This is a genomic window from Dechloromonas hortensis (genome assembly GCF_009469765.1).
Taxonomy (GTDB): domain Bacteria; phylum Pseudomonadota; class Gammaproteobacteria; order Burkholderiales; family Rhodocyclaceae; genus Azonexus; species Azonexus hortensis.
In genome coordinates this window covers 77,167-103,192 of the sequence record NZ_SSSQ01000001.1, presented here as the reverse complement: position 1 = coordinate 103,192, position 26,026 = coordinate 77,167, and the positions used below count along the sequence as shown (strand labels likewise).

Below are 26,026 nucleotides of genomic sequence, written 5' to 3'. Positions count from 1 at the left end.
TATTGCGGCGAGTTACTTGGCGGCCATCCAGGCGCGGGCGGCGTCGAGCATGCGGCAGGAGTAGCCCCACTCGTTGTCGTACCAAGCCAGCACCTTGACCAGCACCGAGCCGTCTTCGCCCTTGATGACGCGGGTCTGGGTGGCGTCGAAGGTCGAGGAAACGGTGGTGTGGTTGAAGTCGGAAGAGACCAGCGGCTCGTTGTTGACGTCGAGGATGCCCTTCAGCGGACCGTTGGCAGCGGCGGTCATCAAGGCGTTGATTTCTTCCTTGGTGGTGGCGCGCTCGGCGGTGAAGGTCAGGTCGACCAGCGAGACGTTGATGGTCGGCACGCGCAGCGCGAAACCATCGACCTTGCCAACCAGTTGCGGCAGCACCAGGCCGACGGCCTTGGCGGCGCCGGTCTTGGTCGGGATGATGTTGGCGGCAGCGGCACGGGCGCGACGCAGGTCCTTGTGACGGACGTCGACGGTAACTTGATCGTTGGTGTAGGCGTGGATGGTGGTCATCAGGCCCTGCTTGATACCGATTGCGTCGGACAGGATCTTGGCGACCGGGGCCAGGCAGTTGGTCGTGCAGGAAGCGTTGGAAACGACGGTCATGTCGGCCTTGACGTCGCCTTCATTGACGCCGACGACGATGGTGGTGTCGACGTCATCGCCACCCGGGGCGGAGATCAGGACGCGCTTGGCGCCTTGCTCAAGCAGCGCGGCAGCCTTGGCCTTGGTGGTATAGGCGCCGGTACATTCGAGCAGGACTTCAACGCCGTGGTCGGCCCAGTTGATGTCCTTCGGGTTCTTGGTCGAGTAGAAGGGGATCTTCTTGCCATCGATGATGATGCAGTTTTCACCTTCGGTCTCGACGCTGGTGCGGAAACGGCCGTGCGTGGTGTCGTACTTCAGCAGGTGGGCGTTGGTCGCCAGGTCGCCGGAGGCGTTGATGGCGACGACGTCGAATTCATTCTGCAGACCCTGTTCGTAAATCGCGCGCAGCGTGCAGCGACCGATACGACCAAACCCGTTGATTGCAACCTTGATAGCCATGTGATTCCTCTCTCTGTTGAATTTGAATCAGGACAAAAGTTCTTTCGCCGTCTTGACGACGTTGGCGACCGTGAAGCCGAACATTTCGAAAAGTTGACCGGCGGGGGCGGATTCACCGAAGCGGTCGATGCCGATCACGGCACCGTGCAGGCCGACGTACTTGCGCCAGAAATCCGGATGCGCCGCTTCGATGGCGATGCGCTTCTTGCAGGCGCCAAGCACGGCGGCTTTGTAGTCGGCGCTCTGGCGGTCGAAAACGTTGGTGCAAGGCATCGAGACGACGCGGCTGGCAATGCCTTCGCCGGCCAGGGCGGCCTGGGCGTCAAGCGCCAGCTTGATTTCGGAGCCGGTGGCGATGAAAGTGATCTGGGCTTCGCCGGTGCAATCGGAGAGTACGTAGCCGCCCTTGGCGATGTCGGCGTCGCCGACGTTCTGCGTCACGGTCGGCAGGTTCTGGCGCGACAGGGCGAGCAAACTCGGCCCGTCGGCACGGTCGACCGCAGCGGTCCAGGCGATCGCCGTTTCGGTCGCGTCGGCCGGGCGCCAGACGTCGAGGTTGGGGATGATGCGCAGGCTGGGAATGTGCTCGACCGGCTGGTGGGTCGGGCCGTCCTCGCCGAGGCCGATGGAGTCATGGGTGTAGACCATGATCTGGCGCTGCTTCATCAGCGCAGCCATGCGGATGCCGTTGCGGGCGTAATCGGAGAAGACCAGGAAGGTCGCCGTGTAGGGGATCAGGCCGCCGTGTAGCGCGAGACCGTTGGCGATGGCGGTCATGCCGAATTCGCGGACGCCGTAGTAGCAGTAGTTGCCGCCCTCGGTACGGGTGACACCCTTGCTGCCCTTGACGAAGGTCAGGTTGGAGCCGGCCAGGTCGGCCGAGCCGCCGAAGATTTCCGGCACGGCCGGGACCAGTGCGGCGATGGCGTTCTGGGAGGCCTTGCGGCTGGCGATGTTCTCCGCCTTTTCGCGGCAGCTGGCGAGGTAGGCGGCCTTGGTCGCTGCCCAGTTGGCCGGCAGTTCGCGCTTGATGACGCGGCGTTCGAACTCGGCGGCTTCGGCCGGGAAGGCGGCGCGATAGGCGGCGAAACGGTTGTTCCAGTTTTCCTCGAAGGTGGCGCCGCGCGGCTTGCCGTTCCAGGCTGCATAAACGTCGGCCGGGACCTCGAAAGCCGGGTGCGGCCAGCCGATGTATTCGCGGGCGGCGGCAATTTCGTCCTTGCCGAGCGGTGCACCGTGGCAGTCGTGCGAACCCTGCTTGTTGGGCGACCCCATGCCGATGGTCGTCTTGCAGCAGATCAGGCTCGGCTTGTCGGTGACGGCCTTGGCGGCAAGCAGGGCGCGCTCGATGGCGTCGCTGTCATGGCCGTCTACATCGGCGACGACATGCCAGCCGTAAGCTTCGAAGCGCTTCGGTGTGTTGTCGGTGAACCAGCCTTCGACGTGGCCGTCGATCGAAATGCCGTTATCGTCCCAGAAGGCGATCAGCTTGCCGAGGCCGAGCGTGCCGGCCAGCGAGCAGGCTTCGTGCGAGACGCCTTCCATCAGGCAGCCGTCGCCGAGGAAAACGTAGGTGTGGTGATTGACGATCTCGTGGCCGGGCTTGTTGAACTCGGCAGCCAGAACGTGTTCGGCGAGGGCGAAGCCGACGGCATTGGTGATGCCCTGGCCGAGCGGGCCGGTCGTCGTTTCGATGCCGGCGGTGTAGCCGAATTCAGGGTGGCCAGGAGTCTTGGCGTGCAGCTGGCGGAAGTTCTTCAGGTCGTCGATCGACAGTTCGTAGCCGGTCAGGTGAAGCAGCGCATAGACCAGCATCGAACCGTGGCCGTTCGACATCACGAAGCGGTCGCGGTCGGGCCAGTGCGGGTTGGCCGGGTTGTGGCGCAGGTGGCGACGCCAGAGGACTTCGGCGATTTCCGCCATGCCCATCGGTGCGCCGGGGTGCCCGGAATTTGCCTGTTGCACGGCATCCATGGCCAGGGCGCGAATGGCGCCGGTCAGGGGAGAAAACTTGGGGGCGTTGCTGACGCTCATGATCCGGAAATCCAGCCTGCTGAAAAGGTGAAATTATCCGGGAAAAGGCCCTTTTTGGGTAGGGCAATGTGAGGAGGCTGCAGGTCGACGCAACCTGCAGCTCTCGTCTCTATTTATGCCTATTGGATTTTCGGGTCGTAGTTGATCATCATCAGCACGCCCTGGCCGCCGCCCATGCCGCCACCGGTGTAGGCGACGCTGCCCTGGCCGGCATAGACCGCTTCGTAGCGGTGGCTGTCGGTGCCGAAGTAGAACGGGATGAAGGCCTTGCCGGTGACGTAGCCGCGGATGTTGTGGGTGACGCCGAGGATGCGTTCGACTTCGCTCTGGTGCATGCCGATCTGCAAGCGGGACCATTTGCTGCCGGCCGGGATGTTGCCATGCACCTCGCCGTCGAAGGTGCCGTCCCGCGACTTGACGACGCAGGGCTTGCATTCCGTGCCGGTCTTGATGCTGCCGGCCGAGACTGGTGCCGCAGCGGCGCCTGGCTTGGTTTCGACAGTCTTGGCGGTGGGGGCGACCGCTTCGGTCTTCGGCTTGGCGGGCTCGCAGTCCACCGGTGCCGGCTCGGCCTTCTTCGCGGTTTTCTTGCTGCCCTTCTTGGCGGCCGGTTCGGGTTTGCAGGCCGGCTTCGCGGCGACCGGTTCGGGGGCCGGTGCAGCCGCCGGGGCAGGGGGCGCCTCGGGCTTTTTCTCGTTGCTGGCGCAACCGGCACCAATGATGGAGGCGGCAAGAAGCAGGGCAAGCAGGCGTGGGGTCATGGGGTCATCCTCGGGCGTTTGTCGGTTATGACAATGTAGCAGGTCAGGCGGCGTGATAGCCAGTGACGCGGTCGACCTCGTTTTTCGAGCCCAAAATGACCGGCACGCGCTGGTGCAGCTTGCCCGGCACGATGTCGAGGATGCGCTGGCGGCCGGTAGTGGCGGCGCCGCCGGCCTGCTCGATCAGCATCGCCATCGGGTTGGCTTCGTACATCAGGCGCAGCTTGCCGCCCTGGGCCTTGATCTTGCTGTCCAGCGGGTACATGAAGATGCCGCCGCGGGTCATGATGCGATGCACGTCGGCGACCATCGAGGCGACCCAGCGCATGTTGTAGTCCTTGCCGAGCGGGCCTTCCTTGCCGGCCTGCATTTCGGCGACATAGCGCTGGACCGGGGCTTCCCAGAAACGCTGATTCGACATGTTGATGGCGAATTCCTTGGTGTCGGCCGGAATCTGCACGTTTTCCTGGGTCAGGATGAAACTGCCCTGTTCGCGGTCGAGGGTGAACACGGCGACGCCATTGCCGACGGTCAGGACGAGCAGCGTGGTCGGGCCGTAAACGGCGTAACCGGCGGCGACTTGCGCCGTGCCCGGTTGCAGGAAGGCGGCTTCGGCCGCTTCCGGTGTGCTCAGGTCAGCGCCTTCCGGGCATTTCAGCACCGAGAAGATGGTGCCGATCGAGACATTGACGTCGATGTTCGACGAGCCGTCGAGCGGGTCGAAGGTCAGCAGGTATTCGCCTTTCGGGAAACGATGCGGCACCAGGTGCGGCAGGTCCATTTCCTCGGAGGCCATGGCGGCAAGGTGGCCGCCCCATTCGTTGGCGTCGAGCAGGATGTCGTTGGACAGCACGTCGAGCTTCTTCTGCGCCTCGCCCTGCACGTTGTCGCTGCCGGCTTCGCCGAGCACGCCGCCCAGGCTGCCCTTGCCGATGGCGACTGAAATGGCCTGGCAGGCACGGGAAACGATTTCGATCAGGAACTTGAGATCGGCGGTGATGACGCCCTTGTTGCGTTGCTCCTCGGTGAGGTAGCGTGCCAGCGTGCGCTGAACCATGGTGACTCCCTGCTGCAATGACAAAAGCGGGATTTTACTCCGAGCGGCAGCGGGCGTGCAGGAAGGCGAAGGCGGCGGCGCTGTTGAGGGGCTTGCTGAACAGGTAGCCCTGGACTTCGTCGCAGCCGTTGCTGCGCAGCAATTCGAGCTGGTCGGGGGTTTCGACGCCTTCGGCAATGACGTTGAGGCCGAGCGAGTGGGCGAGCGCGATGGTACCGAAGGCGATGGCCCGGTCGTTGAGGTCGTGCTCGATGTCGGCGACGAAGGAGCGGTCGATCTTCAGGTGGTCGATCGGGAACAGCTTCAGGTAGGCGAGCGACGAGTAGCCGGTGCCGAAGTCGTCGATGGCCAGCGAAACGCCCATGCGGCCGAGGCGTTCGAGAATCTGGATGGCCTCTTCCGGGTTTTCCATCACCGAGCTTTCGGTGATTTCGAGCTCCAGCAATTCGGCCGGCAGGCCGGAGCCGGCCAGCGCGCCGGCCACCGTTTCGCAGAAGTCGCGGCGGCGCAACTGGCGGGCGGAAACGTTGACGGCGATGCGCATCGGCTTGAGGCCGGCGTCGATCCAGTGCTTCATCTCGCGGCAGGCGTTGAGCAGCACCCATTCGCCGATCTCGACAATGATGCCGGTTTCCTCGGCGACCGGGATGAAACGCAGCGGCGAGATCATGCCGTCGACCGGGTGGTGCCAGCGGATCAGTGCCTCGACACCGGTCGGCTGCGAGCTGTCGGCCTTGAACTGGGGCTGGAAGCAGAGCGCCAACTCGTTGCGGGCGATGGCGTGACGCAGCTTGCGTTCGATGTTCAGGCGCTCGGCGGTCGCCTTGTTCATGTCGGCGGCAAAAAACTGGTAGTTGTTCCGGCCGGCCGCCTTGGCGTGGTACATCGCGGTGTCGGCGTTTTTCAGGATGGTGTCGCCATCCGGGCCGTCATCGGGGAAGAGGCTGATGCCGATCGACGGGCTGGTGTGCAGCTCGTGGCCTTCTGCCTCGATCGGAGAAGAGAGGGCGGCGATGATCTTGTTGGCGACGATCGCCGCATCCGACGGGTTGGTGATGCCGGGCAGGATGACGACGAACTCGTCGCCGCCGAGACGGGCGACGAAGTCGGTTTCGCGGACGACCTTGCTCAGGCGGCAGGCGACTTCGCGCAGCAACTCGTCACCGACCTGGTGGCCCAGGGTGTCGTTGATGATCTTGAAGCGGTCGAGGTCGAGGAACATGATCGCCATCGTCAGCTTGTGCCGACGGGCTTCCGGCAGCAACTGGCCGAGGCGCATCAGTAACGCCAGACGATTCGGCAGGCCGGTCAGCGCGTCGTGCTGGGCGATGTGCCGCATGCGCTCCTCGGCTTCCTTGCGTTCGGTGATGTCGGCCAGGATCCAGATGTAATGGGCCGGCATGCCGCTGTGCGGGTCATCGACCCGGGTGACGCGGATGCCTGCCGGGAAGTCTTCGCCGCTTTTCTTGGTGACTTCCAGTTCGCCGCGCCAGGAGCCGCGCAGCGCGACATTTTCCTGAAAGCTTTCCGGGGTCTGGTCGGGCGGCAGGTTGGCCAGGCCGAAGACTGTATGACCGAGCAGCTCGAAGGCTTCGTAGCCGGTCATCTGGGTGGTGGCCGGATTGATCGACAGGATGCGGTGCACCTCGTCAGTGAAGATGATGCCGGTCGGCGTGTGGTTGAAGACCTTCTGCGCCAGTTGCTCCCGTTCGGCGCTGGCACGGCGTTCGCTGATGTCGGTGTAGATCGTGACGAAGCCGCCCTCGTCGAGCGGCATGCCGCGAATGTCCAGCGTCTTGCCGTTCGGCCGGGTCCGTTCGAAGCGGTGCGCTTCGGCCTGCTCAGCCTTGACCAGCAGGGTCTGGACGATGGCCTGCTGGTCGCCCGGGCCGTACTCGCCGCGCTCGGCGTTGAACCGGAACAGCTTTTCCATGGTGACCGGCCGGTCGTTCAGCAAGGAAGGCGGCAGGTCGAGCAGGCGCGGGAATTCCTGATTGTAGAGGATCAGCTCCTTGTCCTTGCTGAACAGGCTGACAGCGCTCGGAATGCTCTCGATCACCGTCTGCAGCAGGTTATCGTGGCGCTGCAATTCAACTTCTGCAGCCTTGCGTTCGGTGATGTCGGTGTAGGTCGTGATGAAGCCGCCGAGCTGACCATCGATGAATAGCGGTTCGCCCTGGACGAGATGGGTGCGGCCGCTCGGTCGGGCCCGTTCGAAACGGTGGGCTTCGAACTTCAGGGCAAGGGCGGTGATGCGCGCGATATGTTCTTCGACATCGCCGGGACCGTACTCGCCGCGCTCGGCCGGTATGCGGATCAGCTCGGAAAAATGTACGCCGTCGAAGACCGCGCTGGCCGGCAGGTTGAGGACGTCGAGAAAACCCTGGTTCCACACGCGCAGCCGGAGGTGCTCGTCGAACACACTGATCCCCTGCGGCAGGTGGGACAACACCGCCTGCAAGTATGCATAACGGCGCCCGAATTCGGCGGCGTTAGGCGGAGAAGCTTCGGTGGTATCCAATTGGAATAAGCGGGCTCAGGTTAGGCGGCCATGATAGCCGAAGCATGCGACGCTTCCAATATCGCGATATTTGTCAGATCTGGTGTTTTGTGCAGTGGAGTGTTCAGTCTTCTTTCCACTTGATCGAGCACCCGATCGAAGCGTTCTGCTCCGCAGGTCCACGGCCGCTACGGGCAATTTCCTGCAGTGCTGAAAACAGTTCGCGCCGACTGTCGGCGGGGGCAGGCTGGCGGCCCGAGGCGTCGAGCCGGCCGCGATATTGCAGTTCCAGCGTGGCGTTGTAGCCGAAAAAGTCCGGGGTGCACACGGCGCCGTAAGCGCGGGCGACGGCCTGGGTCGCGTCGTAAAGGTAGGGGAAAGGGAAGTCGAGTTCCTGCGCCCAGCGCTGCATCGCTTCGGGCGAATCCTCGGGGTAGGCAGCAACGTCGTTGCTCATGATGGCGACGCAGCCGATGCCGTGGGCCGCCAGTTCCCGGCAGTCGCGGATCAGGCGGTCGATGATCGCCTTGACGTAAGGGCAGTGGTTGCAGATGAACATCACCAGCAAACCGTTCGGGCCGCGGCAACTGGCCAGCGTGTGGCGCCGGCCGTCGGTGCCCGGCAAGTCGAAGTCGATGGCCGGTCGGCCAAAATCGCACAGCGGTGGGTTCAGCGCGACCATGATTTCCCCTTCAAAAGCGCATTTCGCCCATAATAGCACCGATGAATCTACCCCGTTTTTACTGCCGTGAAGCCCTCTCGCCGGGGGCTCATATTGAACTTCCCGAGCCGGTGGCGCGCCATGCGGTTCGGGTTTTGCGCCTGCCGCCGGGGGCGCCGATGATCCTTTTCGATGGTCGTGGCGGCCAGTATCTGGCCCATATCGAACGCATCGAGCGCGACCGGGTGATGGCCGTGCTGGCCAGCTGGGACGAGATCGAGCGCGAGTCGCCGTTGTCGATCACCCTGGTCCAGGCCCTGCAGGCCGGCGAAAAGATGGATTTCACCATCCAGAAAGCGGTCGAGTTGGGGGTGCGTCACATCGTGCCGGTCGAGAGCCGACGCAGCGTACTACGCCTGGCCGGTGAACGTGCCGCCAAGCGGGTGGCGCATTGGCAGGGCGTGGTTGCCTCGGCCTGCGAGCAATGCGGGCGCAACCAGGTGCCACTGGTCGCGCCGCTCGAAAAACTGGAGAACTGGCTGGCCCGTCCGGCGCCGGGCGCTGTGCGCCTGATGCTGGCGCCGGATGCCGAGCAGACGCTGGTCGATCTGCCGCCCGCCAAAGAGGTGCAGCTGCTGATCGGGGCCGAAGGGGGACTCGATCCGCAGGAAATGATCGCTGCCCGGCAAGCCGGCTTTGTCGGCGTGCGCATGGGGCCGCGCATTCTGCGGACGGAGACGGCCGGGCTGGCCGCGCTGGCTATCCTGCAGGCTTTATGGGGTGATTTCAGGGAGGGCTAGGGGATGTTCGAATCAGCGGAACTCGGTCACAAGATCGACAAGGAAACCTTCAAGCGCGAGGTGCCGAAGCTGCGCGCCGAGTTACTCGATGTGCAATACGATGTGCTGCAGAAGAAGGAATTTCCGGTCGTCATCCTGATCAGCGGGGTGGACGGTAGCGGCAAGGGCGAAACCATCAACCTGCTCTACTCCTGGATGGACCCGCGCCATATCTCGACCCTGGCTTTTTCGGCGCCGAGCGACGAGGAGCGTTCGCGGCCCTACATGTGGCGCTACTGGCGCGCCCTGCCGCCGCGCGGCAAGGTCGGTATCTTCGCCGGCTCGTGGTATTCGCAGCCGATCACTGACCGCATCACCGGCAAGATGCGCCGTTCGGAAATGGACGAGCAACTCGACGACATCAACCGCTTCGAGGCGATGCTGGTCAACGAGGGGGCGCTGGTCCTCAAGTTCTGGTTCCACCTCTCGAAGGACGGCCAGAAACAACGCTTGAAGGCGCTGGAAAAGGATCCGCGCACGGCCTGGCGCGTTACCAAGGCGAGCTACGACCGCCTGAAAACCTACGACAAGCTGCAGGAAGTGGCCGGCCATGTGCTGCGTGTTTCCAACACGGCGCATGCACCGTGGATCATCGTCGAAGGTACCGATGACGAATACCGTTCGCTGACCGTCGGTCGCATCGTGCTCGAGGCGATGAAGCGGCGCCTGCAGCAGGAAGGCCGGCAGCAGGTGCCGGTGGCGCCGCCGATCGTGCACGCCATCGACCAGAAGAACGTCCTTTCCGAACTGGACCTGACGCAGCAGTTGAGCAAGAAGGATTACGAGCGCGATCTGGCCAAGTATCAATCGAAGCTTTCCGAATTGGTGCGCGATCCGCGCTTCGTCGGCAAGCGCTCGCTGGTTCTCGTTTTCGAAGGCTCGGACGCGGCCGGCAAGGGCGGCAGCATCCGCCGGGTCGGGGAATCGATGGATGCCCGGCAGTACCAGATCATCCCGATTGCCGCGCCGACCGAGGAAGAGCGCGTCCAGCCCTACCTCTGGCGTTTCTGGCGGCATCTGCCGCGGACCGGGCGGGCAGCGATCTTCGACCGCTCCTGGTATGGCCGCGTGCTGGTCGAGCGGGTCGAGGGCTTCTGCGCCGAAGCCGACTGGCTGCGCGCCTATGCCGAAATCAACGATTTCGAGCACCAGATGGTCGAGGCCGGTGCGGTGGTCGTCAAATTCTGGCTGCAGATCAGCGCCGACGAACAGTTGCGCCGCTTCAAGGAGCGCCAGGACACCGAGTTCAAGCGTTTCAAGATCACCGATGAAGACTGGCGCAATCGCGAAAAGTGGGACGATTACGTGTCCGCCGTCTGCGACATGGTCGACCGCACCTCGACCGGTCTGGCGCCGTGGACCCTGGTCGAAGCCAACGACAAGAACTTTGCCCGGGTTAAAGTATTGAAAACCCTTTGCCAGCGTCTGGAAGACGCGCTGAAAGACGACGGAAAACATAACGAACAATGAGCGACACCCCTTACGACGAGCACTTCGTCTCCTGGTTCCGGGCGGTGACGCCCTACATCAATGCCTTTCGCGGCAAGACCTTCGTCATCGCCTTCGGCGGCGCCGCGGTCGAGAGCGAGTTCGCCAAGACCCTGGCCTATGACGTCAACCTGCTGGTCAGCCTGGGCATTCGCCTGGTACTGGTGCATGGGGCGCGACCGCAGATCGAGGAAGAGCTGCGCGAGAAGAACCTGGAATCGATCTACCATCGCGGCTACCGGGTGACCGACGCCGAGGCGCTCGATTGCGTGCTCGACGCGGTCGGCAGCGTCTATCTCGAAATCGAGGCCATGCTGTCGCAGGGGCTGCCCAACACGCCGATGGCCAACAGCCGGATTCGCGTCATCGGCGGCAATTTCATCACCGGCCAGCCGATCGGCGTCCTCGACGGCATCGACATGCAATACGCCGGTAAAGTGCGCAAGGTGGACGCCGAAGGGATCAACGCCCAGCTCGGCCTCGGCAACATCGTGCTGCTCAACTGCGAAGGGCCGTCGCCGACCGGCGAAATCTTCAACCTGCAGATGGAAGAGGCAGCCGAAGCGGTGGCGGTGGCGATCAAGGCCGACAAGCTGGTCTATCTGACCGATAGCCAGGGCGTCACCGACAAGGCGGGCGAACTGATCGATGCGATGACCGCCGATGAAGTCGCCGAACTGCTCAGCGGCGGCGACTGGCTGTCACCCGATATCCGGCGCTACCTGCCGTGCTCGGTGCGGGCGACGCGCACCGGCGTCGGCCGGGTGCATCTGATCAGCTACGAACAGGACGGCGCGTTGCTGCGCGAGTTGTTCACGCACGACGGGGTCGGCACCGTGGTCACCCGCGAATCGCTGGAAAACATCCGCGAAGCCAAGCCGGACGACATCGCGGCGTTGATCGCGCTGATCGAGCCGATGGAAGAGGAAGGCATCCTGGTGCATCGGCCGCGCGAGTTGCTGGAACGAGAAATCGAGCATTTCTCGATCATGCTGCACGACGGCATCATCGTCGGCTGCGCGGCACTCTACCGGCATTCCGACGAAGAGGCCGAGCTGGCCTGCCTGGCGGTCAGCCATGAGCACCGCGAATGGGGCTACGGCGAACAGCTGATGAAACGCATCGAACGCCGCGCCCGCAAGCTCGGCATCAAGCGTCTCTGCGTGCTGACGACGCGGACCGAACACTGGTTCGTCGAACGTGGTTTCAAGCTCGGTACGGTCGACGACCTGCCGGCGCAAAAACGCGATATGTACAATTATCAGCGGCGATCCAAGGTTCTCTTCAAAACCTTATAATTCGCCCATCAACCCCCTCGGAGTTTCACATGGCACGTACCGTCAATTGCATCAAGCTCGGCCGCGAGGCTGAAGGTCTGGATTTCCCGCCCTATCCGGGCGAGCTCGGCAAGCGCATTTTCGAATGCGTTTCGAAGGAAGCCTGGCAGCAGTGGATCAAGATGCAGACCATGCTCATCAACGAAAACCGCCTGAACCTGGTCGATGCCCGTCATCGCAAGTACCTGGCCGAACAGGTCGAAAAGCATTTCTTCGGCGATGGCGCCGACAAGATTCAGGGCTACGTTCCGCCGGCCGCCTGATTGCGGCCTGAGTGAACCGAAAACCCCGCTGCGGCGGGGTTTTGCTTTTGGGGGCCGCTGTTTTAGCTGCGGTGGAAGTGGTAGTAGTAGTTCGACATTGCGTCCACCCATTCGCCGGGTCGGATGCTAGCGACATCGAGGTCGCGCCGGTCAACGCCGATGCGGCGCTCGGCTGAGGCGGCCGGCGGACCGTTGTCGGTCTGGCGACGATCGGTCGGCAGGCGGTGCTGGAACAGGTGGCCCGACGGATGCTCGAAGTAGAAATTAGCAGCGGCTTCCGACCAGGCGGCAAAGGACAGCCGGGAAACGTTGAAGGCGCGCCGCTCAGCCTTGAAGCGCCGATCGACCATGCCGGGCAGCAGGCAGGCATCGCCTTGCCGTCTGTCCAAGCCGCGGCGGCGCCTGTTTCGAGCTGGCATCTCCATTGCCTGACTCCTCATTTCATCGCATCAACACTGATCTTAGGTCAGGCACTGAGCATCTTCAATGTCCTGTTTGTCATAGGTTGGAAAACTGCTCAGGCCAGCTTCTCGAGAACGAGGAAGAGCAGGCCGCCGCTGCCGGCGGCAAGCACGCCGAGCAAGGCGCTGGTCCGCCGGAGGCCGGCCGTCTGTTCGGCGATGAACTGTTCCATGCCGGCGAACAGTTCGGGGAAGGCGGCGATGTCACTGTTTCCCTGCTTTTCCATACGAATCTCCGTCAATTAGCCGGCAACGGGCTTGCCGTCCGGGCGGGTGATGACCAAGGTGGCGGAGCGCGGGCGACCGCCGGTGGCATTTGGAAACTGGTTGGCCGGCCAGGCCGAAACGGCGGTCGGTCGGGCCGGGTCGGAACGTTCGCTGGCCGTTTCGCCGGGGTGCTGGATATTGACGAACAGCGTCCGGCCATCCGGCGTCGCAGTGATGCCGGTCAGCTCGCAGCCGTGCGGGCCGCTCAGGAAGCGGCGGGTTTCGCCGCTGCCGACATCGGCGACCAGCATCTGGTTATTGCCGAGCCGGGCATAGTCTCCCTGGTTCAAGGCGCTGGTCGAGACGTCGGTCTGGATCCACAGCCGGCCGCTCGGGTCGAACCACAGGCCGTCCGGGCTGCCGTAGGCGTCGCCCTTGACTGTGCCGCGCTTGTTTTCGTCGGTGTGCTGCGGATCGCCGGCCAGCGCAAAGATGTCCCAGGCAAAACTGTGGGCAGCGGCGTCGCGGCCTGTTTCGCGCCAGCGGACGATGTGGCCGAAGACGTTGGCGGGCCGCGGGTTGGCAGCGTTCGGCCCGGGCTGCCCGGCGTTGCCGCGCTGGCTGTTGTTGGTCAGCGTGACATAGACCTCGCCGCTGTGCGGATGGACGGCGATCCATTCCGGGCGGTCCATCTTGGTGGCGCCGGCCAGATCGGCCGCCTGCCGGCAGCGGATGACGACATCGCCCTGGTTGCCGAAGCCATGTTCGGCGGTCAACGCGCCGTTTGGATACTTTTCGCCATGGCGCAGCGGCAGCCAGCGGCCTTCGCCATCGTCGCCAAATTGGGCGACGTAGAGAATGCCGTCGTCGAGCAGCTTGCCATTGTCGGCGCTGCCCGGCTGGAAGCGCTGGCGCGAGACGAACTTGTAGATGTATTCGAAGCGTTCGTCGTCGCCCATATAGACGACGACCCGGCCGTCCTTGGCGAGGGTGACGGTGGCGCCTTCGTGCTTGAAGCGGCCGAGCGCCGTGCGCTTGACCGGCGCCGCCTGCGGGTTCCAGGGATCGATTTCGACCACCCAGCCGAAGCGGTTGGCTTCGTTCGGGTGGCGGTTGAGGTCGAAGCGTTCGTCGAACTCATGCCAGCGGTAGCCGGCGGTCTTCTCGCTGATGCCGTAGCGTTTCTGATCGGCGCTCGGTGTCGGGGGGCTCTTGAAGTAGCCGTTGAAATTTTCCTCGCAGGTCAGGTAGGTGCCCCACGGGGTAAAGCCCATGGCGCAGTTGTTGAAGGTGCCGAGCGCGAATTCGCCCCAGCGGTCGGTGCTGGTCAGCATCGCCGGGTGGGCGCGGGCCGGGCCGCTCAGCCGGCACGGCGTGTCGGCGCTGATCCGGCGGGCCCAGCGCGAGGGGCGGACGACCTGCCAGCCGTTCCGGTCGCGCTTGACCTCGATGATCGAGACGCCATGCGCCGCCTTCGACTTGGCGACCTTGTCGGCGCTCCAGTTGGCCATGCCGTCGCTATGCAGCAGGCCGTCGTCAGTGTATTCGTGGTTGATGCAGAGCAGGCCATGGCTCGACGAGGGCTTGCCCTGTTCGAGAAAGGGGAAGAAGTGCATGCCGTCGTGGTGCATGCCGGCCTGCTGCAACTGGGCGGCGGCATCGTCGCTGGCGTCGGCCTGGGCCGCCGGACCATCGGAAATCGGGTCGCCCCAGGCATAGAGCAACTCGGCACGGAAGCCATTGGCGACGCGCACTGCATCCTCGCTGGCGGCCGGCAGTGAGGCAAAGGCTTGCAGGGCACCGGCGGCCCGGCCGCTGCTGGCGGCCAGTGCTGGCAGCGGGATGCCGGCCGCCGCCAGGGCGCTGCCGGAAACGCCGAGCACGGCAGCCGACAGCAGGCGGCGCCGGAACGGGTCGGCGAGTTGGTCGCCGGCGGCATTCGGGGCGTCGTCGTGGTTGGGGTCGAAGCAGGTGTTGGACATGATGGGCCGCAGGCAAGGTAATGGAGTGACTATCCTGAACAAATATTGCAGGCGAATGACGGTTGACCGGCGGCGTTCACCATCACGGTACTGTAACAATCCGGCAATAAGGTGGCGCCTTCTTCATGTTGTCGATCGGGTGCGGTCTTGCCAAATGTTATCGGTGGTCTTCTCAGCCGGCTGGGGTTTCGCGGCTTGTTCCTGTTGATTGCGCTGGTCGTTACGCTGGCCTTGCTCGCCGTCGGCGTGCCGCACCTGTGGTTGCGGCTGAGTGCGATGCAGGCGGCCCAGGCTCGGTTGGCGGCGATCAGCGCGATTGTGCCGGCCCAGGCTTTTCTCGCCGACCTGCGCGGGCACCGGGCCCGGCTGTTCTTTGCCGGCGCCGGCGATGCGTCGGCGGCAGCGGATTTGCCTGCCAAAAAGCCGTCCACCGCAGGCCCCGCCTTGCTTGCCGATGGCCGGCTGGCCGAGGTGCTGGCTTTGGATGCCGAGGCCGCCGGTGGACGGCGGCGCATGCAGCATTTCGGTGAATTCGGCCAGGCCGTCGATCTGGTCCAGCAGCAGATTGTCGAGCAGACGGCCGGTCTCGAAGAGAGTGTCGGGCCGCTGGCCGCCATCTGGCAGGAGGATCTGCCGCAACTGAACGAAGCGCTCGACCGCCTCAATGTCTTGGCCGGCATTGCCCAGCGCGAGGGGGCGGTAGCCGAACGCCTGCGCCCGGAATTGTCGGCGGCGGTGGCGGTGGCCGCGCACAGCCTGGCGCAGGGCTCCAAGCATTTGCGCCAGTTGGGATCGGCCGAGCTTAGCGAAGCCCTGACGGCGCTGGAGGGGCAGTTCGCCATGACCCAGACGCTGGCCTACGGCCTGGCGTTGAGCAGTACGGTTTATGCCGCAAACGAAGTGGAAGAGGGCATTACCCGGCCCTTGCGCGAGGTGGCGGCGCTGGAGAAGCGCGTCCAGGCACTGCTCGTCGAGGCGCTGCAAGTTCAGGTGGCCCTGGCCCAACAGCATTTGCTGGTCACCCTGGCCCTGATCGTCGGCGGCCTCCTCTTTTCCGGGGCCGGGCTGTTTGTCGCCTATCGCCGGCTGGCCGGGAATATCGAAGTGCTGGCCGAAGGCGCCCGCCAGTTGGCGACCGGCGATCTGACCGTGCAGATCGAACTGGCCGGGGCCGACGAATTGCAGCGTGTCGCCGGTTCGTTACGCGAGGTGCGCGACGGCATGCGGCGCCTGATCACGGAAATCATCGACAGCGCACAGGCGATGACCGGCGCTTCGCTGTCGGTCGCCCAGGCAGCAACCACTTCCGCCGAGCGGGCGCGGCAGCAGGAGGCCGATACGCTGCACGTCGCGGCCGCGGTCGATGTCGTCAGCAGCCAGGTGGCGGAAATTGTCGAGGCGGCGCAGGAAACCGATATTGTCGCCCGCAATGCCGACGAACTGGCCGGTTCCGGCATGGCCTCGGTCAGCCAGGCGAAGGACGTGCTGGAGGCGATGCACGCCGATATTGCCGAGGCGACCCGTTGTCTCGACCGCATGGAAGCCGAGTCGAAGCGGGTGTCGAGTGTGGTCGCGGTGATCGCCGGCATTGCCGAGCAGACCAATCTGCTCGCCCTCAATGCCGCGATCGAGGCAGCGCGGGCCGGCGAGACCGGGCGCGGCTTCGCCGTGGTCGCCGACGAGGTGCGCAAGCTGGCCGAACGGACGGCGCAGAGCACCAAGGAAATCGGCGGCATGATTGCCGGCATGCAGGGCATCAGCGGCGAAACGGCGGCCGCCGTGCGTACCGCGGCAAGCCATGTCGCGCACAGCAACAGTTGCGCCGGCGAGGCGGCGAGTGCGATGGGCCGGGTCTGCGAGCAGGCGCGGCTGGTCGAGTCGGCCAGCGCCCGCATTGGCGGGGCGCTCGGTGCCCATCGGGCGGAAACGGCAAGAATCGAGACGCTGGTGCGCGACATTGCCGGGGCTTCGGTCGAGAACGGCAAGGCGCTGGCCGGGGCGGCCGATGCGGCCCGCCTGCTGGAAGGCCTGGCCGGCGATCTGCGGCAGGCGATCGGCCAGTTCCGGCTGGCTTAGTTCGATCCCGGCGGTCGACCGTCCAAATCAGGCAATTTTCAAGGTTTCATGCCGGCCGTTTCAGCCCGGCATGAAACCTTGTTCGACGCGCACCAGGGCCAGGCGTTCGGCGACCAGTTGCGCGTCGGCGCGATTGATTTCGGTTTGCTGGCGGCCGAAGGCGTCACGTTCGCGGCGCGAACAGGCGGCCGCCTCGATGCTGCGGATGCAGCGCCAGCGATAACCCTGTTTGGTCCGGAAGGGACGCATCTGGTCTTTCGGGTGATGGACCCGGCAGCAGTAGCAGAACAGCATTTCCATCATTGCAACCTCTTAGCAGAAAGGACTGGCCGTAGCTGACAGCATGATAGTCCTATATTGCAGGCAAATGACAGGTGGCTTGCTGTCGCCGGTCTGCCTTCAGGGGCCGGGGGCAAGCTGGACGACGAGGCTGGCCTCGTAGCCGTGCCAGCCGAGCGGGATGGCATAGGGTAGATTGCCGCTGATGTTGGGCAACGATTGCTCGCCATAGTTCAGCAGGCGGGGGGGCGCGATGCTCAGGCCCTCGCCGAAATGGCGGCGGGCACGGCCGGACAGCGTGTTGGCAATCTCGCCGACGATGTCGGCGTGGCGGTCGTCGGTGAATACCGACTCGCCCATCTTGAGCAGCACGTGCGAGAGCAGGGCGCGCGGCGCCGAAAAGCAGACGCTGCCGGTGTAGGCGCCGCTAATCTCGATCAGGCCGTTGAAATCGTTCCAGAGCACGGCCGGGCCGTGTTCGATCAGGTAGGCCGAGCGCACGTTGGCCGTTTCGCCGGTGCAGGTGTTGAAGAAATGGGTGATGGCTTCTGAGAAGACTTCGATGTCTTCCGGGCGGAGTTCGTGGCGCATGCTTAGTCGATCAGTTCGAGCAGGGAGTCGAGCAGTTCTTCGTCGGTGAACGGCTTGTGCAGAAAGCCGCTGGCGCCCTTCTTGATGGCGCGCAGCGCGGTGGCCTTGTCGGCCAGCGCCGAGACGACGAGGATCTTCGTCTCCGGCAGGAAGTCGATGATCCGCTCGATGCAGGCTTCGCCATCGAGCAACGGCATGGTCAGGTCCATGGTGATCAGGTCGGGCCGGCTGTCGCGGGCCAGTTCGACGGCCATTTCGCCATTGGCGGCGAGGCCGGCGATGTTGATGTGGGGCAGCGTCGGGCCGGCGACCAGGCGGGCGATGCGGTTGCGGATGATCATCGAGTCATCGACGATCATCATGCTAAGGATATTGTGGAGAGACATGTCAGGCGGGTTTGATCTGCATGATGAAACGGGTGTGGGAGTTGGCCCGGGAGTTGACGCGCAGGCGGCCGCCGAGGTCGCGCAGCGCGGCCTTGACGACGGCCAGACCGTCGCCGCGCCCGGCGTGCTGGTGAGCGCTGTCGAGCGAGCTGACGCCGGCTTCGAACAACGTCGCGATGACCTGCGCGTCGCTTAGCGCGGCAACCTCGGCCGGACTGTATAACTCGCGCTCGATCAGCACACCGCGCAACTGCTCGACCGACAGGCCGCAGCCGTCGTCGTGGATGGTCATGGTCAGCGTGCCGTCGGCCTCGCTGGTCAGTTCGACGCGAACCAGGCCGGTCGCCGGCTTGCCGTGGCGCAGGCGGTCGGCCGGCGCTTCGATGCCGTGTGCGATGGCATTGCGCACCAGTTGCGGCACCGCCTCGCGCAGCACGCTGGCCAGCGCCGGCGGCAAATGGTCGAGGCGCGGCACGGCGGCTTCGAAACGCACCTGCTTGTTGAGGTCTTCGGCCACCCGCAGCGCGTACTGCTCGATGCGGCGCAGGCTGTCGCCGAGCGGGTCGGGCGGCGGCGCGTCGGACTTGCCGCCGGCGAAATGCTGGACCCGCTTGACCACTGCCTCGACCTTGACGATTTCGCTCAGCAGCGTGCTCAGTGCGACGGCGACCGGGATCAGATCGTCGCCGGCGAGATCGTTGCGGCCGCGCAAGGGCTGCAGGATGTCCTCGAAGGCATGCGCCGCGCGGCTGATGCTGCTGCACCCGAGCGTTGCCGCCTCGCCCTTCAGGCCATGCACGATGCGGGCGATGCGATTGACCATTTGCGGGTAGGGCTGGCGCAGCGGCTGGATGCTCTGCAATTCGCCGTTGATCAGTTGCAGCGTATCGCGGGCGCGGCTCAGGAAATCGGCGACTTCGTGCGGGTTGTGGTCGAGGATGCCGAGCAGCAGCGCGATCTCGTTGTCGGCGCGGGCCTCGGCGCCGGCCAGCTGGTGTTCCAGCCTGACCTTCTGCGAGACGTCGAAGACGGTGACGAGTAGTGCGACGACCTGGCCGTTCTCGCGAATCTGGTTGAATTCGAAGGTCAGGTAGCTGGGGCTTTTCTTCGTCCGCTGTTCGGCCAGCAACTCGATCTCGACCAGCGGATTCAACTGTTCGAGCAGGCTCTGCTTCATCTTCTTGTTGAACAGCAGGTCGATGTAGTCGCGCGCCGCCTCGGCATTGGCAGTCGAGGTCAGGCGGCCGAGAAAGGCCAGGAAGTCGGCACCGGGCTGCAGTTGCTGGCCGAAGATGCGGTCCAGCGATTGCGAGCGCTGGCCGCCGACGGTGCGCTTGCTGGTGAGCAGGAAGAGGCCTTCGCGGACGCTGCCCAGGATGCGTTCGGTTTCTTCGCGGGCGGCGGCGGTCTGGCGGTCGCTGGCGGCCAGCCGGCCGATGAACTTGAAGAGGATGAAGGCGAAATTGAGGAAGGCCAGCGAAATGGCGATGGCCTGGATCAGTCGTACGGTCGACGTCTTTTTATTGGCCATTTCAGTCAGCGTTTCGCTGAGGTCGTCGGCCTGCTGGGTCAGCCGGTTGTTGCGGGTGACCGCCTTTTGCACGGCGCGGGCGGCCGATTCCGGATCGGGATCGGCGTTGACGATCAGCGGTCCGACTTCGCGGTCGATCGGCTCCCAGGTGCGGACGACCGAGGCGAGCAACTCCTGGGCGTGCTGGCGCAGGCTTTCCGGCTCGATCAGCGGCAGCGCCGAGGGCTGTGCCAGCTTTTTCTCGAGGGCGAGGCGGGCGTCGTCGAAGCCAAGGCGGGCTTCCGAAATTTCGGCCAGGCTGGACTGGGTCCGCTGGCCGTTGCGCAGATCCATCTCCAGCGTCAGCAGGCCCTTGGTCAGTTGCTGGGCATAGGTGCGCAGCAGGCCGGCGGCGTTGATCCGGCTGGCGTCGGCCTCGATCTGGCGCGAGGTGTAGATGTTGATGGCGGAGACGCCAGCGTCGAGCAGCAGAAAGATGCCGATGGCCAGCACCAGATCGCGGTATTTACCAAAAAGCGAAGCAAGCAGCGTTTTCATGACGACCTGAAACGAGGCGGGGTCACGATCTTGCCGGGCCAATGTTGCGCCGCTGTGACAGGCAGAACTTTTGTCACCAACGCCCCCGGTGTCACCGGAGTGAAATATTGACTTCCTAAACTCGCCGCATTGTTACTGTGCCGGAATGAAACACAATGATTGTCTTGATGGATGACGAAGCAGCCGAATTGCGCCGGATCATCGACGAGGGGCTGCTTTATCCTGTCTTTCAGCCGATCGTCGATTTTCGCGTGCGGGCCATTCTCGGCTACGAAGCCCTGATCCGCGGCCCGCAGGATTCGCTGCTGCAATATCCCGATGCCTTGTTTGCCGCCGCCAAGGCCTGCGACCTGGCGCTCGAACTCGAACATGCCTGCCGCGAAGCCAGCCTGCGCGCCTTCGCCGCCCAGCGCCTGCCCGGCCGGCTGTTCCTCAACGTCACGCCGGGCTGCCTGCTCGACCCGCTGATGATCAACGGCCACACCCGTGCCCTGCTTGCCGAACTGGGCATCGCCCCCAACCGCATCGTCATCGAGCTGACCGAAAACCAGCAGATCACCGACCTGCCCGGCATCCAGGAGGCCTTGCAGAATTACCGCGGGCGCGGCTTCCAGATCGCCATCGACGATCTCGGCGAAGGCTTCGCCAACCTGCGCATGTGGTCGGAGGTCCGCCCCGAGTTCGTCAAGATCGACAAGCATTTCGTGCATGGCATTGCCGACGACCGCATCAAGTACCACTTCGTGCGGGCGATGCAGGATCTGGCCGAAATCTGCAACGCCTCGCTGGTCGCCGAAGGGATCGAGCGCCGCGAGGATTTCTGCTGCATTCGCGACATGGGCATCGCCTGCGGCCAGGGCTATTTCATCGCCCGGCCGGAGCCGGTGCCGCTACGCCAGTTGAGCCAAGCGGCGCAGAGCGCACTGGCCAACCAACAACTGTCGCTGACCCCGAACGGTCAGGCGCTCGGCAAGATGCCGACGGCGCGGACCCTGCTCCGGGTCATCGAGCCGGTGCCGATGGACGCCTGCAATTCGCTGGTCATTGCTCGCTTCGAGGCCGATCCCGAGCTCGATGTGCTGCCCGTCGTGCACGACAACCAGCCGATCGGCCTGATCAACCGGCACAGCATGGTCGACCGCTTCGCCCGGCCCTTCCGCAAGGAGTTGTTCGGCCGCAAGAGTTGCGAGCTGTTCATGGATCACGCGCCGCTGGTCGTCGATCAGCACGCCACCATCCAGCAACTGGCGATGATGCTGTCGCTGGCCCCCAAGCATTACCTGTTCGATGGCTTCATCGTCACCGACGAGGGCGGCTACCTCGGCGTCGGCAGCAGCCACGACCTGATGGCGACGATTACCGAAATGCAGATCAGCGCCGCCCGCTACGCCAACCCGCTGACCCAGCTACCGGGCAACGTGCCGATCAACGAGCACATCGACCGCATGCTGGCCAGCGACAGCGAATTTGTCGCGGCCTACATCGATATCGACAATTTCAAGCCCTACAACGACACCTACGGCTACCGGCGCGGCGACGACGTGATCCAGCTGCTCGGCCGGCTGACCGGCGAGGCGGCCGATGCGCGCTGCGATTTTGTCGGCCACATCGGCGGCGACGATTTCTTCGTCATCTTCCAGAGCGCCGACTGGGAAATGCGCTGCTGGCAACTGGTGCGCTCCTTCGCCGAGGCGATGGACGGCATGCTCAGCGCCGAGGAGCGGGCGCGCGGCGGCTACATGGCCGAGAACCGGCGCGGCGAATTCGTCTTCCAGCCCTTGCCGACGCTGTCGATCGGCGTCGTCAAGGTCGCCGCCGGCGACTGCGAATCGCACCGCGAGGTGGCGGCAGCGGCCTCGGCGGCCAAGAAGCAGGCGAAAAAGCGGGCCAAGAACCCGGCCGCCGACAGCCTGGCCGGCAGCGTCTTTGTCGAACGCCGGCGGCCGGGCCTGGCCGATGCGCCGCGTCCGATGCTGCGCGTGCTGAACTGAGTCCGGCGGTCGACGCCGGAAAAAGGGCAAAAACCGCCGCCGTTCAGTAAAACAATCGGGCCAGGTCGAGCGTCGCCTGTTGGCCGAGGGCGGCCCGGTGCCGGGCCAGCCAGGCGCGGGCGTGCTGCCGGCCGTCATCGCGCAGGCGCTCGAAAAAGGGCAGGCTGACCGCCAGCTTGCTTTCGGCCGGCAGGTCGCCGAGCAGCGAATCGGCACTGATCGCATGAAAGCGCAGGCGGCCGATGCGCCGTTCGAAGCGGCCGATCGGCAGCCATTCCGGCAACCAGCTATTGCCGATCTGCTCGCGCAGGTGGGCGAACATCCGCATTTCGCGCAGGAAAGTCGCATTGAAGGCCAGCTCGCGCAGGCGCAGCTTGATATCGGCGGCCGAGGCCGGCGTTTCGCTGTAATGCAGCGGGGTGAGCAGGACGAGCAGGATGTCCGGCGTCGTGCATTGGTAAAGCAGCGGAAAGACCGCCGGGTTGGCGCTGTAGCCGCCGTCCCAGTAAGGCTCGCCGTCGATCGTCACGGTCCGGTGGATGGTCGGCAGGCAGGCCGAGGCGAGCAGGGCGTCGAGCGACATCTCGTGGTTGTGGAAGATGCGCAGCTTGCCCGAGTTGGCGTGGGTGGCGGCGATGAACAGCTTGACCGGGCTGTCCCGGCGCAAGCGGGCGAAGTCGATCTGCTGGCCGAGGATATCGCGCAACGGGTTGAGGTCGAGCGGGTTGAGCTGTTCCGGCGACAGGTAGTCGGCCCATTGCAGCATCATCTTCATGGCCGGGGCCAGGGCCGGCGAAGCGTTCTCGGTATCGAAGGGCGACGAATTGGCCACCGCCGTCCAGAAATCGGCCAGCGCCCGGCGGGCGCCGTCACGGCCGCCGACCATCAGGCCGTGCGCCAGGCAGACGGCATTCATCGCGCCGGCGCTGGTCCCGCTGACGCCTTCGAAATCGAGCGTGCCGTCTTCGAGCAGGGCGTCGAGCACGCCCCAGGTAAAGGCGCCGTGCGCGCCGCCGCCTTGCAGGGCGAGGTTGAGGGTGGGCATGGCGATTTCTCCGGTGGAGGCAGGCGACGGTGGTGTCGCCGGCTTGAGCCTGAAAGCAGTCACAGTCTGGGATATCAGGCGGGTCCGGTCAATCGTTTATCACGGCGGGCGGCGGACAAAAAAAGCCCGGCGGGGCCGGGCTGAATGGAGAGAGATCGTGGTGGCTTTTCCGGTTTCAGACGCTTTCTTCGCCGCTGCTGTCGTCGGCTGCGACCGGTTTTTTTCTCGGGGTCTTTTTATCCGTGACGCTCTCCGTGACCTGCTGCTTGACCGTCTCGGCCTGGCCGACGCTTTCGATGGCGGCGACGTTGATTTCGTGCAGGGCTTTTTCGGCATTTTCCAGCGTCGACCGCAGGGCAGTCAGCGCGATTTCACCCTCCCACGGGCTGCTTCTGGCAGCGCGGTTGATTGTCGCAAAAGCGATTTCATCGAAGACGCGAACCTGCGCTTCGGCAGTCTGGAGCAGGGTCTTGTGCGTTTCGCCGAGAATGCCGAAGGCGGTATCGAGCAGTTTGCTGTGGCGGACGCTCTGTTCCAGCCACAGCGTGGTCGGCAACTGCGTCATCGATTCGAGCTGGCCGTGGCCGAACAGCGCCAGGTGCTTGCTGCCGTGGTGCAGGGCGTCGCGGCCGGCGGCCGAGAGCAGTTCGGAAAAGCGCTGGCCGGCTTCGAGGCAGGCGGCCGACAGGCCGAGCAGGTTGTTCAGCGTGTGATCGCGGCTGTCGGCGATCTGTTGGGCGGACAAGAACATGGGGCGCTCCCGGCGTCGTTGAATGCCGCCAGACTAGCGCCCCGATGTGACAGAAAAATGAAGGCGCTCAGCCCAGCGTGCGGACGCCTTCGGGGGTTCCGAGCAAGCAGATGTTGGCCGGGCGCAATGCGAACAGGCCGTTGGTGACGACGCCGGTGATCTGGTTGATCTGCGCTTCCAGGCCCTTCGGGTCGGTGATGGCGAGGCCATGCACGTCGAGGATCAGGTTGCCATTGTCGGTGACGAAACCGGCGCGTTCCTGCGGTCGACCGCCCAGTTTGACCAATTCCCGGGCGACATGGGCGCGGGCCATCGGAATCACTTCGACCGGCAGCGGAAACTTGCCCATCGTCTCGACCAGCTTCGAGCCGTCGGCGATGCAGACGAAGGTCCTCGCCACCGCGGCGACGATCTTCTCGCGCGTCAGCGCGCCGCCGCCGCCCTTGATCATGTTGAGGCCGGCATCGATTTCGTCGGCGCCATCGACATAGACCGGAATGTCATCGACGTCGTTGAGGTCGAGGACCGGGATGCCGTGTCCTTCGAGGCGCTTGCGGGTCGCTTCCGAACTGGCGACGGCGCCCTTGTACTTGTCCTTGAGCGGGGCCAGTGCGTCGATGAAGAAATTGGCCGTCGAGCCGGTGCCGACGCCGATGATGCTGCCGGCCGGCGCGTGTTTGGCCACGTAGTCGGCGGCGGCCTGGGCTACGGCCTGCTTGAGTTCGTCCTGGGTCATGGGGCTGCTCCTGAATGGTTTGCCGGGCATTTTAACCTGTCAAAAAAGTTTAACTTTACGGCGTCGGCAAATCGCTAAACTGCACATACCGTTTTTTATGAGAGAGCCATATGACAGAACAGAAAAAGAATACCGCTGCCGCCAAACCGCCGAAAAAGCTGGTGCCGCGTCCGGCCCCGAAGGCCGAGGTCAAGGCAGCGCCGCCGGTTGTCGAGGTGGCTGCACCGGTTGCCACCGAGGCGCCCGCCGTCGTAGCCGCAGCACCGGCCACGGCAGCCGCCACCGCCAAGGCCCGCCCGCCGCGCAAGCCGTCACGGGTCGATGAAACCGTCGCCAAGCACCAGAAGGTGCTGGCCGAAGCGCTGGTCAAGGCGCAAGCCATCAAGTACGAGCAGCCGCAAGTGATGAAGCAGGCGGCGGCCAAGCCCGCCAAGGCAGCCAAACCGGTCAAGCCGCGCAAGCCGAAGCTGGTCCGCGACAGCTACGCCATGCCGGAAGCCGAGTACGCCCGCATCGGCGAACTGAAAAAACGGCTGGCCGGACTGGGCAGCGAGGTCAAGAAGAGCGAACTGCTGCGCGGCGGCATCGCGCTGCTGGCGGCGCTCAACGACGCCGAACTGCAGGCGGTGATGGGCCGCGTCGAACGCATCAAGACCGGCCGCCCGGCCAAGGATGGCAAGAAGTAAGTTGTAGAAGTCATGACCTGGTCTGACATCTGGTGTTAGGTCAGGTCATGCTGACCCCTTACGGTCTGATGGCAGACGAAAATCGTTTGTGGGCTCGGTGCCTAAGTGGAACTAACTAGCTTTGGGACGCGGATGTTCAGGGAGATGTAACAAAGACTGCTCTGAGCACGAGATACGTATGGCACCCCAAAATGTGGCTATTGAGCGTACGAAAGTTTGCCGTAAATACTCCGACTCATTGGTAAGTTTGGCCAGAATGCTTGAGCCAACCGGCTTGGTGGCGTCTGGCTGGGTCATGGTGAGTCCAATGAATCACGCCGCCTTTTGCATTCCATTCGTATACGCCGTTGAAGGCAACCAAGTCCCCTGCTTTGAGTGTCGCGATTCGAGGTGCCAAATCAATGTTGTGTGCGATGAGGAGGGTTTGGCCTGAAGGAAGCGTGAGAATAAAGCGTTGATGGCGCTTTCCGTCATTGTCGTCAGCAAGTAGCTTTAGAACCACCCCCTCACCTTGAACTTGTATCCCACTCTTTTGTTCATTGAACGCTGCTTGAACTGCGTTTGAATAGGTTGAGTGTTCGACGCTTGCTTGTGTGGTTTCTGACCTTGTGAATGGGTGAAATCCATTTGTCTTTCCGTATCCTAGGTAGACGGCTGCCACCACAGCAATGACGAGTAGTAATTTTTTCATTGGATTTCTTTGTCGACTGTCAGATATTTTTGGGTTCGAGTTTGAGTATATCAACCTGAATATGCTGAACGTGTTTTTGACTTTTCGCGATCATA

24 protein-coding genes are annotated in these 26,026 nt (G+C 64.2%); 7 read left to right on the top strand and 17 right to left on the bottom strand.

Annotated features, from left to right (window positions below):
- Positions 1–12 precede the first annotated feature (12 nt).
- The 6 genes from gap to GH663_RS00500 form a co-directional block, all read right to left on the bottom strand.
- On the bottom strand, positions 13–1,041 hold the full coding sequence (gene gap / locus GH663_RS00525; RefSeq protein WP_066881659.1) for a type I glyceraldehyde-3-phosphate dehydrogenase: 1,029 nt from the start codon (positions 1,039–1,041) through the stop codon (positions 13–15).
- 27 nt (positions 1,042–1,068) lie between these two features.
- Complete coding sequence (gene tkt, locus GH663_RS00520; RefSeq protein ID WP_153129805.1) at positions 1,069–3,075, bottom strand: transketolase; 2,007 nt, start codon at positions 3,073–3,075, stop codon at positions 1,069–1,071.
- A 119-nt stretch (positions 3,076–3,194) separates the two neighbouring features.
- Entirely contained in the window at positions 3,195–3,836 is a 642-nt protein-coding gene (locus GH663_RS00515) for a hypothetical protein (protein WP_153129804.1), read from the bottom strand.
- A 43-nt stretch (positions 3,837–3,879) separates the two neighbouring features.
- Positions 3,880–4,893, bottom strand: a complete 1,014-nt coding sequence (locus tag GH663_RS00510) for a class 1 fructose-bisphosphatase (RefSeq protein WP_153129803.1) — start codon at positions 4,891–4,893, stop codon at positions 3,880–3,882.
- Positions 4,894–4,927: 34 nt separating this feature from the next.
- On the bottom strand, positions 4,928–7,345 hold the full coding sequence (locus GH663_RS00505; protein ID WP_246181465.1) for an EAL domain-containing protein: 2,418 nt from the start codon (positions 7,343–7,345) through the stop codon (positions 4,928–4,930).
- Between the two features lie 172 nt (positions 7,346–7,517).
- Complete coding sequence (locus GH663_RS00500) at positions 7,518–8,075, bottom strand: thioredoxin family protein (protein WP_153129801.1); 558 nt, start codon at positions 8,073–8,075, stop codon at positions 7,518–7,520.
- A 41-nt stretch (positions 8,076–8,116) separates the two neighbouring features.
- Here GH663_RS00500 and GH663_RS00495 point away from each other — a divergent pair, with 41 nt between their 5' ends.
- Genes GH663_RS00495 through GH663_RS00480 form a run of 4 tightly spaced genes read left to right on the top strand, consistent with a single transcriptional unit; the run spans position 8,117 to position 11,981 of the window.
- Positions 8,117–8,854, top strand: coding sequence for a 16S rRNA (uracil(1498)-N(3))-methyltransferase (locus tag GH663_RS00495; protein ID WP_153129800.1), 738 nt, complete (start codon positions 8,117–8,119; stop codon positions 8,852–8,854).
- A gap of 3 nt (positions 8,855–8,857) precedes the next feature.
- On the top strand, positions 8,858–10,363 hold the full coding sequence (gene pap / locus GH663_RS00490; RefSeq protein ID WP_153129799.1) for a polyphosphate:AMP phosphotransferase: 1,506 nt from the start codon (positions 8,858–8,860) through the stop codon (positions 10,361–10,363).
- The gene (argA, locus tag GH663_RS00485; protein ID WP_153129798.1) at positions 10,360–11,679 is read left to right on the top strand and encodes an amino-acid N-acetyltransferase; all 1,320 of its coding nucleotides are present in this window, start codon (positions 10,360–10,362) and stop codon (positions 11,677–11,679) included. The genes pap and argA overlap by 4 nt, the downstream gene beginning before the upstream one ends.
- 29 nt (positions 11,680–11,708) lie before the next feature.
- Positions 11,709–11,981, top strand: a complete 273-nt coding sequence (locus tag GH663_RS00480) for an oxidative damage protection protein (RefSeq protein ID WP_066881675.1) — start codon at positions 11,709–11,711, stop codon at positions 11,979–11,981.
- 62 nt (positions 11,982–12,043) lie between these two features.
- Here the strand turns inward: GH663_RS00480 and GH663_RS00475 are convergent, their stop codons facing one another.
- The 3 genes from GH663_RS00475 to GH663_RS00465 all read right to left on the bottom strand — a co-directional run bounded on the left by GH663_RS00475 (position 12,044) and on the right by GH663_RS00465 (position 14,631).
- Complete coding sequence (locus GH663_RS00475) at positions 12,044–12,370, bottom strand: hypothetical protein (RefSeq protein WP_153129797.1); 327 nt, start codon at positions 12,368–12,370, stop codon at positions 12,044–12,046.
- Between the two features lie 128 nt (positions 12,371–12,498).
- Positions 12,499–12,669: a hypothetical protein gene (locus GH663_RS00470; protein WP_153129796.1), complete on the bottom strand. Its 171-nt coding sequence runs from the start codon at positions 12,667–12,669 to the stop codon at positions 12,499–12,501.
- Between the two features lie 15 nt (positions 12,670–12,684).
- Positions 12,685–14,631 (bottom strand): PhoX family protein, encoded by a 1,947-nt coding sequence (locus GH663_RS00465; RefSeq protein ID WP_153129795.1) that lies wholly within the window; start codon positions 14,629–14,631, stop codon positions 12,685–12,687.
- A gap of 195 nt (positions 14,632–14,826) precedes the next feature.
- Here GH663_RS00465 and GH663_RS20935 point away from each other — a divergent pair, with 195 nt between their 5' ends.
- Positions 14,827–16,707: a methyl-accepting chemotaxis protein gene (locus GH663_RS20935; RefSeq protein WP_211371030.1), complete on the top strand. Its 1,881-nt coding sequence runs from the start codon at positions 14,827–14,829 to the stop codon at positions 16,705–16,707.
- A gap of 60 nt (positions 16,708–16,767) precedes the next feature.
- On the opposite strand, the gene GH663_RS00455 is transcribed toward GH663_RS20935, so the two are convergent.
- The 4 genes from GH663_RS00455 to GH663_RS00440 form a co-directional block, all read right to left on the bottom strand.
- Positions 16,768–17,010, bottom strand: a complete 243-nt coding sequence (locus tag GH663_RS00455) for a hypothetical protein (RefSeq protein ID WP_153129794.1) — start codon at positions 17,008–17,010, stop codon at positions 16,768–16,770.
- Between the two features lie 96 nt (positions 17,011–17,106).
- On the bottom strand, positions 17,107–17,577 hold the full coding sequence (locus GH663_RS00450; protein WP_066885284.1) for a chemotaxis protein CheX: 471 nt from the start codon (positions 17,575–17,577) through the stop codon (positions 17,107–17,109).
- Between the two features lie 2 nt (positions 17,578–17,579).
- Positions 17,580–17,939 carry a response regulator transcription factor gene (locus tag GH663_RS00445; protein WP_246181464.1) on the bottom strand — a complete coding sequence of 120 codons (360 nt, stop codon included), beginning with the start codon at positions 17,937–17,939 and terminating at the stop codon, positions 17,580–17,582.
- A gap of 25 nt (positions 17,940–17,964) precedes the next feature.
- On the bottom strand, positions 17,965–20,031 hold the full coding sequence (locus GH663_RS00440; protein ID WP_153129793.1) for an ATP-binding protein: 2,067 nt from the start codon (positions 20,029–20,031) through the stop codon (positions 17,965–17,967).
- Positions 20,032–20,198: 167 nt separating this feature from the next.
- On the opposite strand from GH663_RS00440, the gene GH663_RS00435 reads away from it, so the two are divergent.
- Positions 20,199–22,022, top strand: coding sequence for a GGDEF domain-containing protein (locus GH663_RS00435; RefSeq protein ID WP_246181463.1), 1,824 nt, complete (start codon positions 20,199–20,201; stop codon positions 22,020–22,022).
- Positions 22,023–22,065: 43 nt separating this feature from the next.
- Here the strand turns inward: GH663_RS00435 and GH663_RS00430 are convergent, their stop codons facing one another.
- From GH663_RS00430 to rpiA, 3 genes are all read right to left on the bottom strand, one after another.
- A complete protein-coding gene (locus GH663_RS00430; protein ID WP_153129791.1) occupies positions 22,066–23,067 on the bottom strand; it encodes a patatin-like phospholipase family protein in 1,002 nt (333 codons plus the stop codon).
- Between the two features lie 175 nt (positions 23,068–23,242).
- A complete protein-coding gene (locus GH663_RS00425) occupies positions 23,243–23,818 on the bottom strand; it encodes a hypothetical protein (protein WP_153129790.1) in 576 nt (191 codons plus the stop codon).
- 67 nt (positions 23,819–23,885) lie between these two features.
- Positions 23,886–24,554 carry a ribose-5-phosphate isomerase RpiA gene (rpiA, locus tag GH663_RS00420; RefSeq protein WP_153129789.1) on the bottom strand — a complete coding sequence of 223 codons (669 nt, stop codon included), beginning with the start codon at positions 24,552–24,554 and terminating at the stop codon, positions 23,886–23,888.
- A gap of 110 nt (positions 24,555–24,664) precedes the next feature.
- Between rpiA and GH663_RS00415 the strand changes: the two genes are divergently transcribed.
- The gene (locus tag GH663_RS00415) at positions 24,665–25,240 is read left to right on the top strand and encodes a hypothetical protein (protein WP_153129788.1); all 576 of its coding nucleotides are present in this window, start codon (positions 24,665–24,667) and stop codon (positions 25,238–25,240) included.
- Positions 25,241–25,475: 235 nt separating this feature from the next.
- Here GH663_RS00415 and GH663_RS00410 read toward each other — a convergent pair whose 3' ends face one another.
- A complete protein-coding gene (locus tag GH663_RS00410) occupies positions 25,476–25,931 on the bottom strand; it encodes a DUF3465 domain-containing protein (RefSeq protein ID WP_153129787.1) in 456 nt (151 codons plus the stop codon).
- Between the last annotated feature and the right edge of the window lie 95 nt (positions 25,932–26,026).

Bases quoted from the DNA above. Each gene is read 5' to 3' on its own strand.
- gap (WP_066881659.1), bottom strand. From the start codon at position 1,041: ATGGCTATCAAGGTTGCAATCAACGGGTTTGGTCGTATCGGTCGCTGC.
- tkt (WP_153129805.1), bottom strand. From the start codon at position 3,075: ATGAGCGTCAGCAACGCCCCCAAGTTTTCTCCCCTGACCGGCGCCATT.
- GH663_RS00515 (WP_153129804.1), bottom strand. From the start codon at position 3,836: ATGACCCCACGCCTGCTTGCCCTGCTTCTTGCCGCCTCCATCATTGGT.
- GH663_RS00510 (WP_153129803.1), bottom strand. From the start codon at position 4,893: ATGGTTCAGCGCACGCTGGCACGCTACCTCACCGAGGAGCAACGCAAC.
- GH663_RS00500 (WP_153129801.1), bottom strand. From the start codon at position 8,075: ATGGTCGCGCTGAACCCACCGCTGTGCGATTTTGGCCGACCGGCCATC.
- GH663_RS00495 (WP_153129800.1), top strand. From the start codon at position 8,117: ATGAATCTACCCCGTTTTTACTGCCGTGAAGCCCTCTCGCCGGGGGCT.
- pap (WP_153129799.1), top strand. From the start codon at position 8,858: ATGTTCGAATCAGCGGAACTCGGTCACAAGATCGACAAGGAAACCTTC.
- argA (WP_153129798.1), top strand. From the start codon at position 10,360: ATGAGCGACACCCCTTACGACGAGCACTTCGTCTCCTGGTTCCGGGCG.
- GH663_RS00480 (WP_066881675.1), top strand. From the start codon at position 11,709: ATGGCACGTACCGTCAATTGCATCAAGCTCGGCCGCGAGGCTGAAGGT.
- GH663_RS00470 (WP_153129796.1), bottom strand. From the start codon at position 12,669: ATGGAAAAGCAGGGAAACAGTGACATCGCCGCCTTCCCCGAACTGTTC.
- GH663_RS00465 (WP_153129795.1), bottom strand. From the start codon at position 14,631: ATGTCCAACACCTGCTTCGACCCCAACCACGACGACGCCCCGAATGCC.
- GH663_RS00455 (WP_153129794.1), bottom strand. From the start codon at position 17,010: ATGATGGAAATGCTGTTCTGCTACTGCTGCCGGGTCCATCACCCGAAA.
- GH663_RS00450 (WP_066885284.1), bottom strand. From the start codon at position 17,577: ATGCGCCACGAACTCCGCCCGGAAGACATCGAAGTCTTCTCAGAAGCC.
- GH663_RS00445 (WP_246181464.1), bottom strand. From the start codon at position 17,939: ATGATGATCGTCGATGACTCGATGATCATCCGCAACCGCATCGCCCGC.
- GH663_RS00440 (WP_153129793.1), bottom strand. From the start codon at position 20,031: ATGAAAACGCTGCTTGCTTCGCTTTTTGGTAAATACCGCGATCTGGTG.
- GH663_RS00435 (WP_246181463.1), top strand. From the start codon at position 20,199: ATGGATGACGAAGCAGCCGAATTGCGCCGGATCATCGACGAGGGGCTG.
- GH663_RS00430 (WP_153129791.1), bottom strand. From the start codon at position 23,067: ATGCCCACCCTCAACCTCGCCCTGCAAGGCGGCGGCGCGCACGGCGCC.
- GH663_RS00425 (WP_153129790.1), bottom strand. From the start codon at position 23,818: ATGTTCTTGTCCGCCCAACAGATCGCCGACAGCCGCGATCACACGCTG.
- rpiA (WP_153129789.1), bottom strand. From the start codon at position 24,554: ATGACCCAGGACGAACTCAAGCAGGCCGTAGCCCAGGCCGCCGCCGAC.
- GH663_RS00415 (WP_153129788.1), top strand. From the start codon at position 24,665: ATGACAGAACAGAAAAAGAATACCGCTGCCGCCAAACCGCCGAAAAAG.
- GH663_RS00410 (WP_153129787.1), bottom strand. From the start codon at position 25,931: ATGAAAAAATTACTACTCGTCATTGCTGTGGTGGCAGCCGTCTACCTA.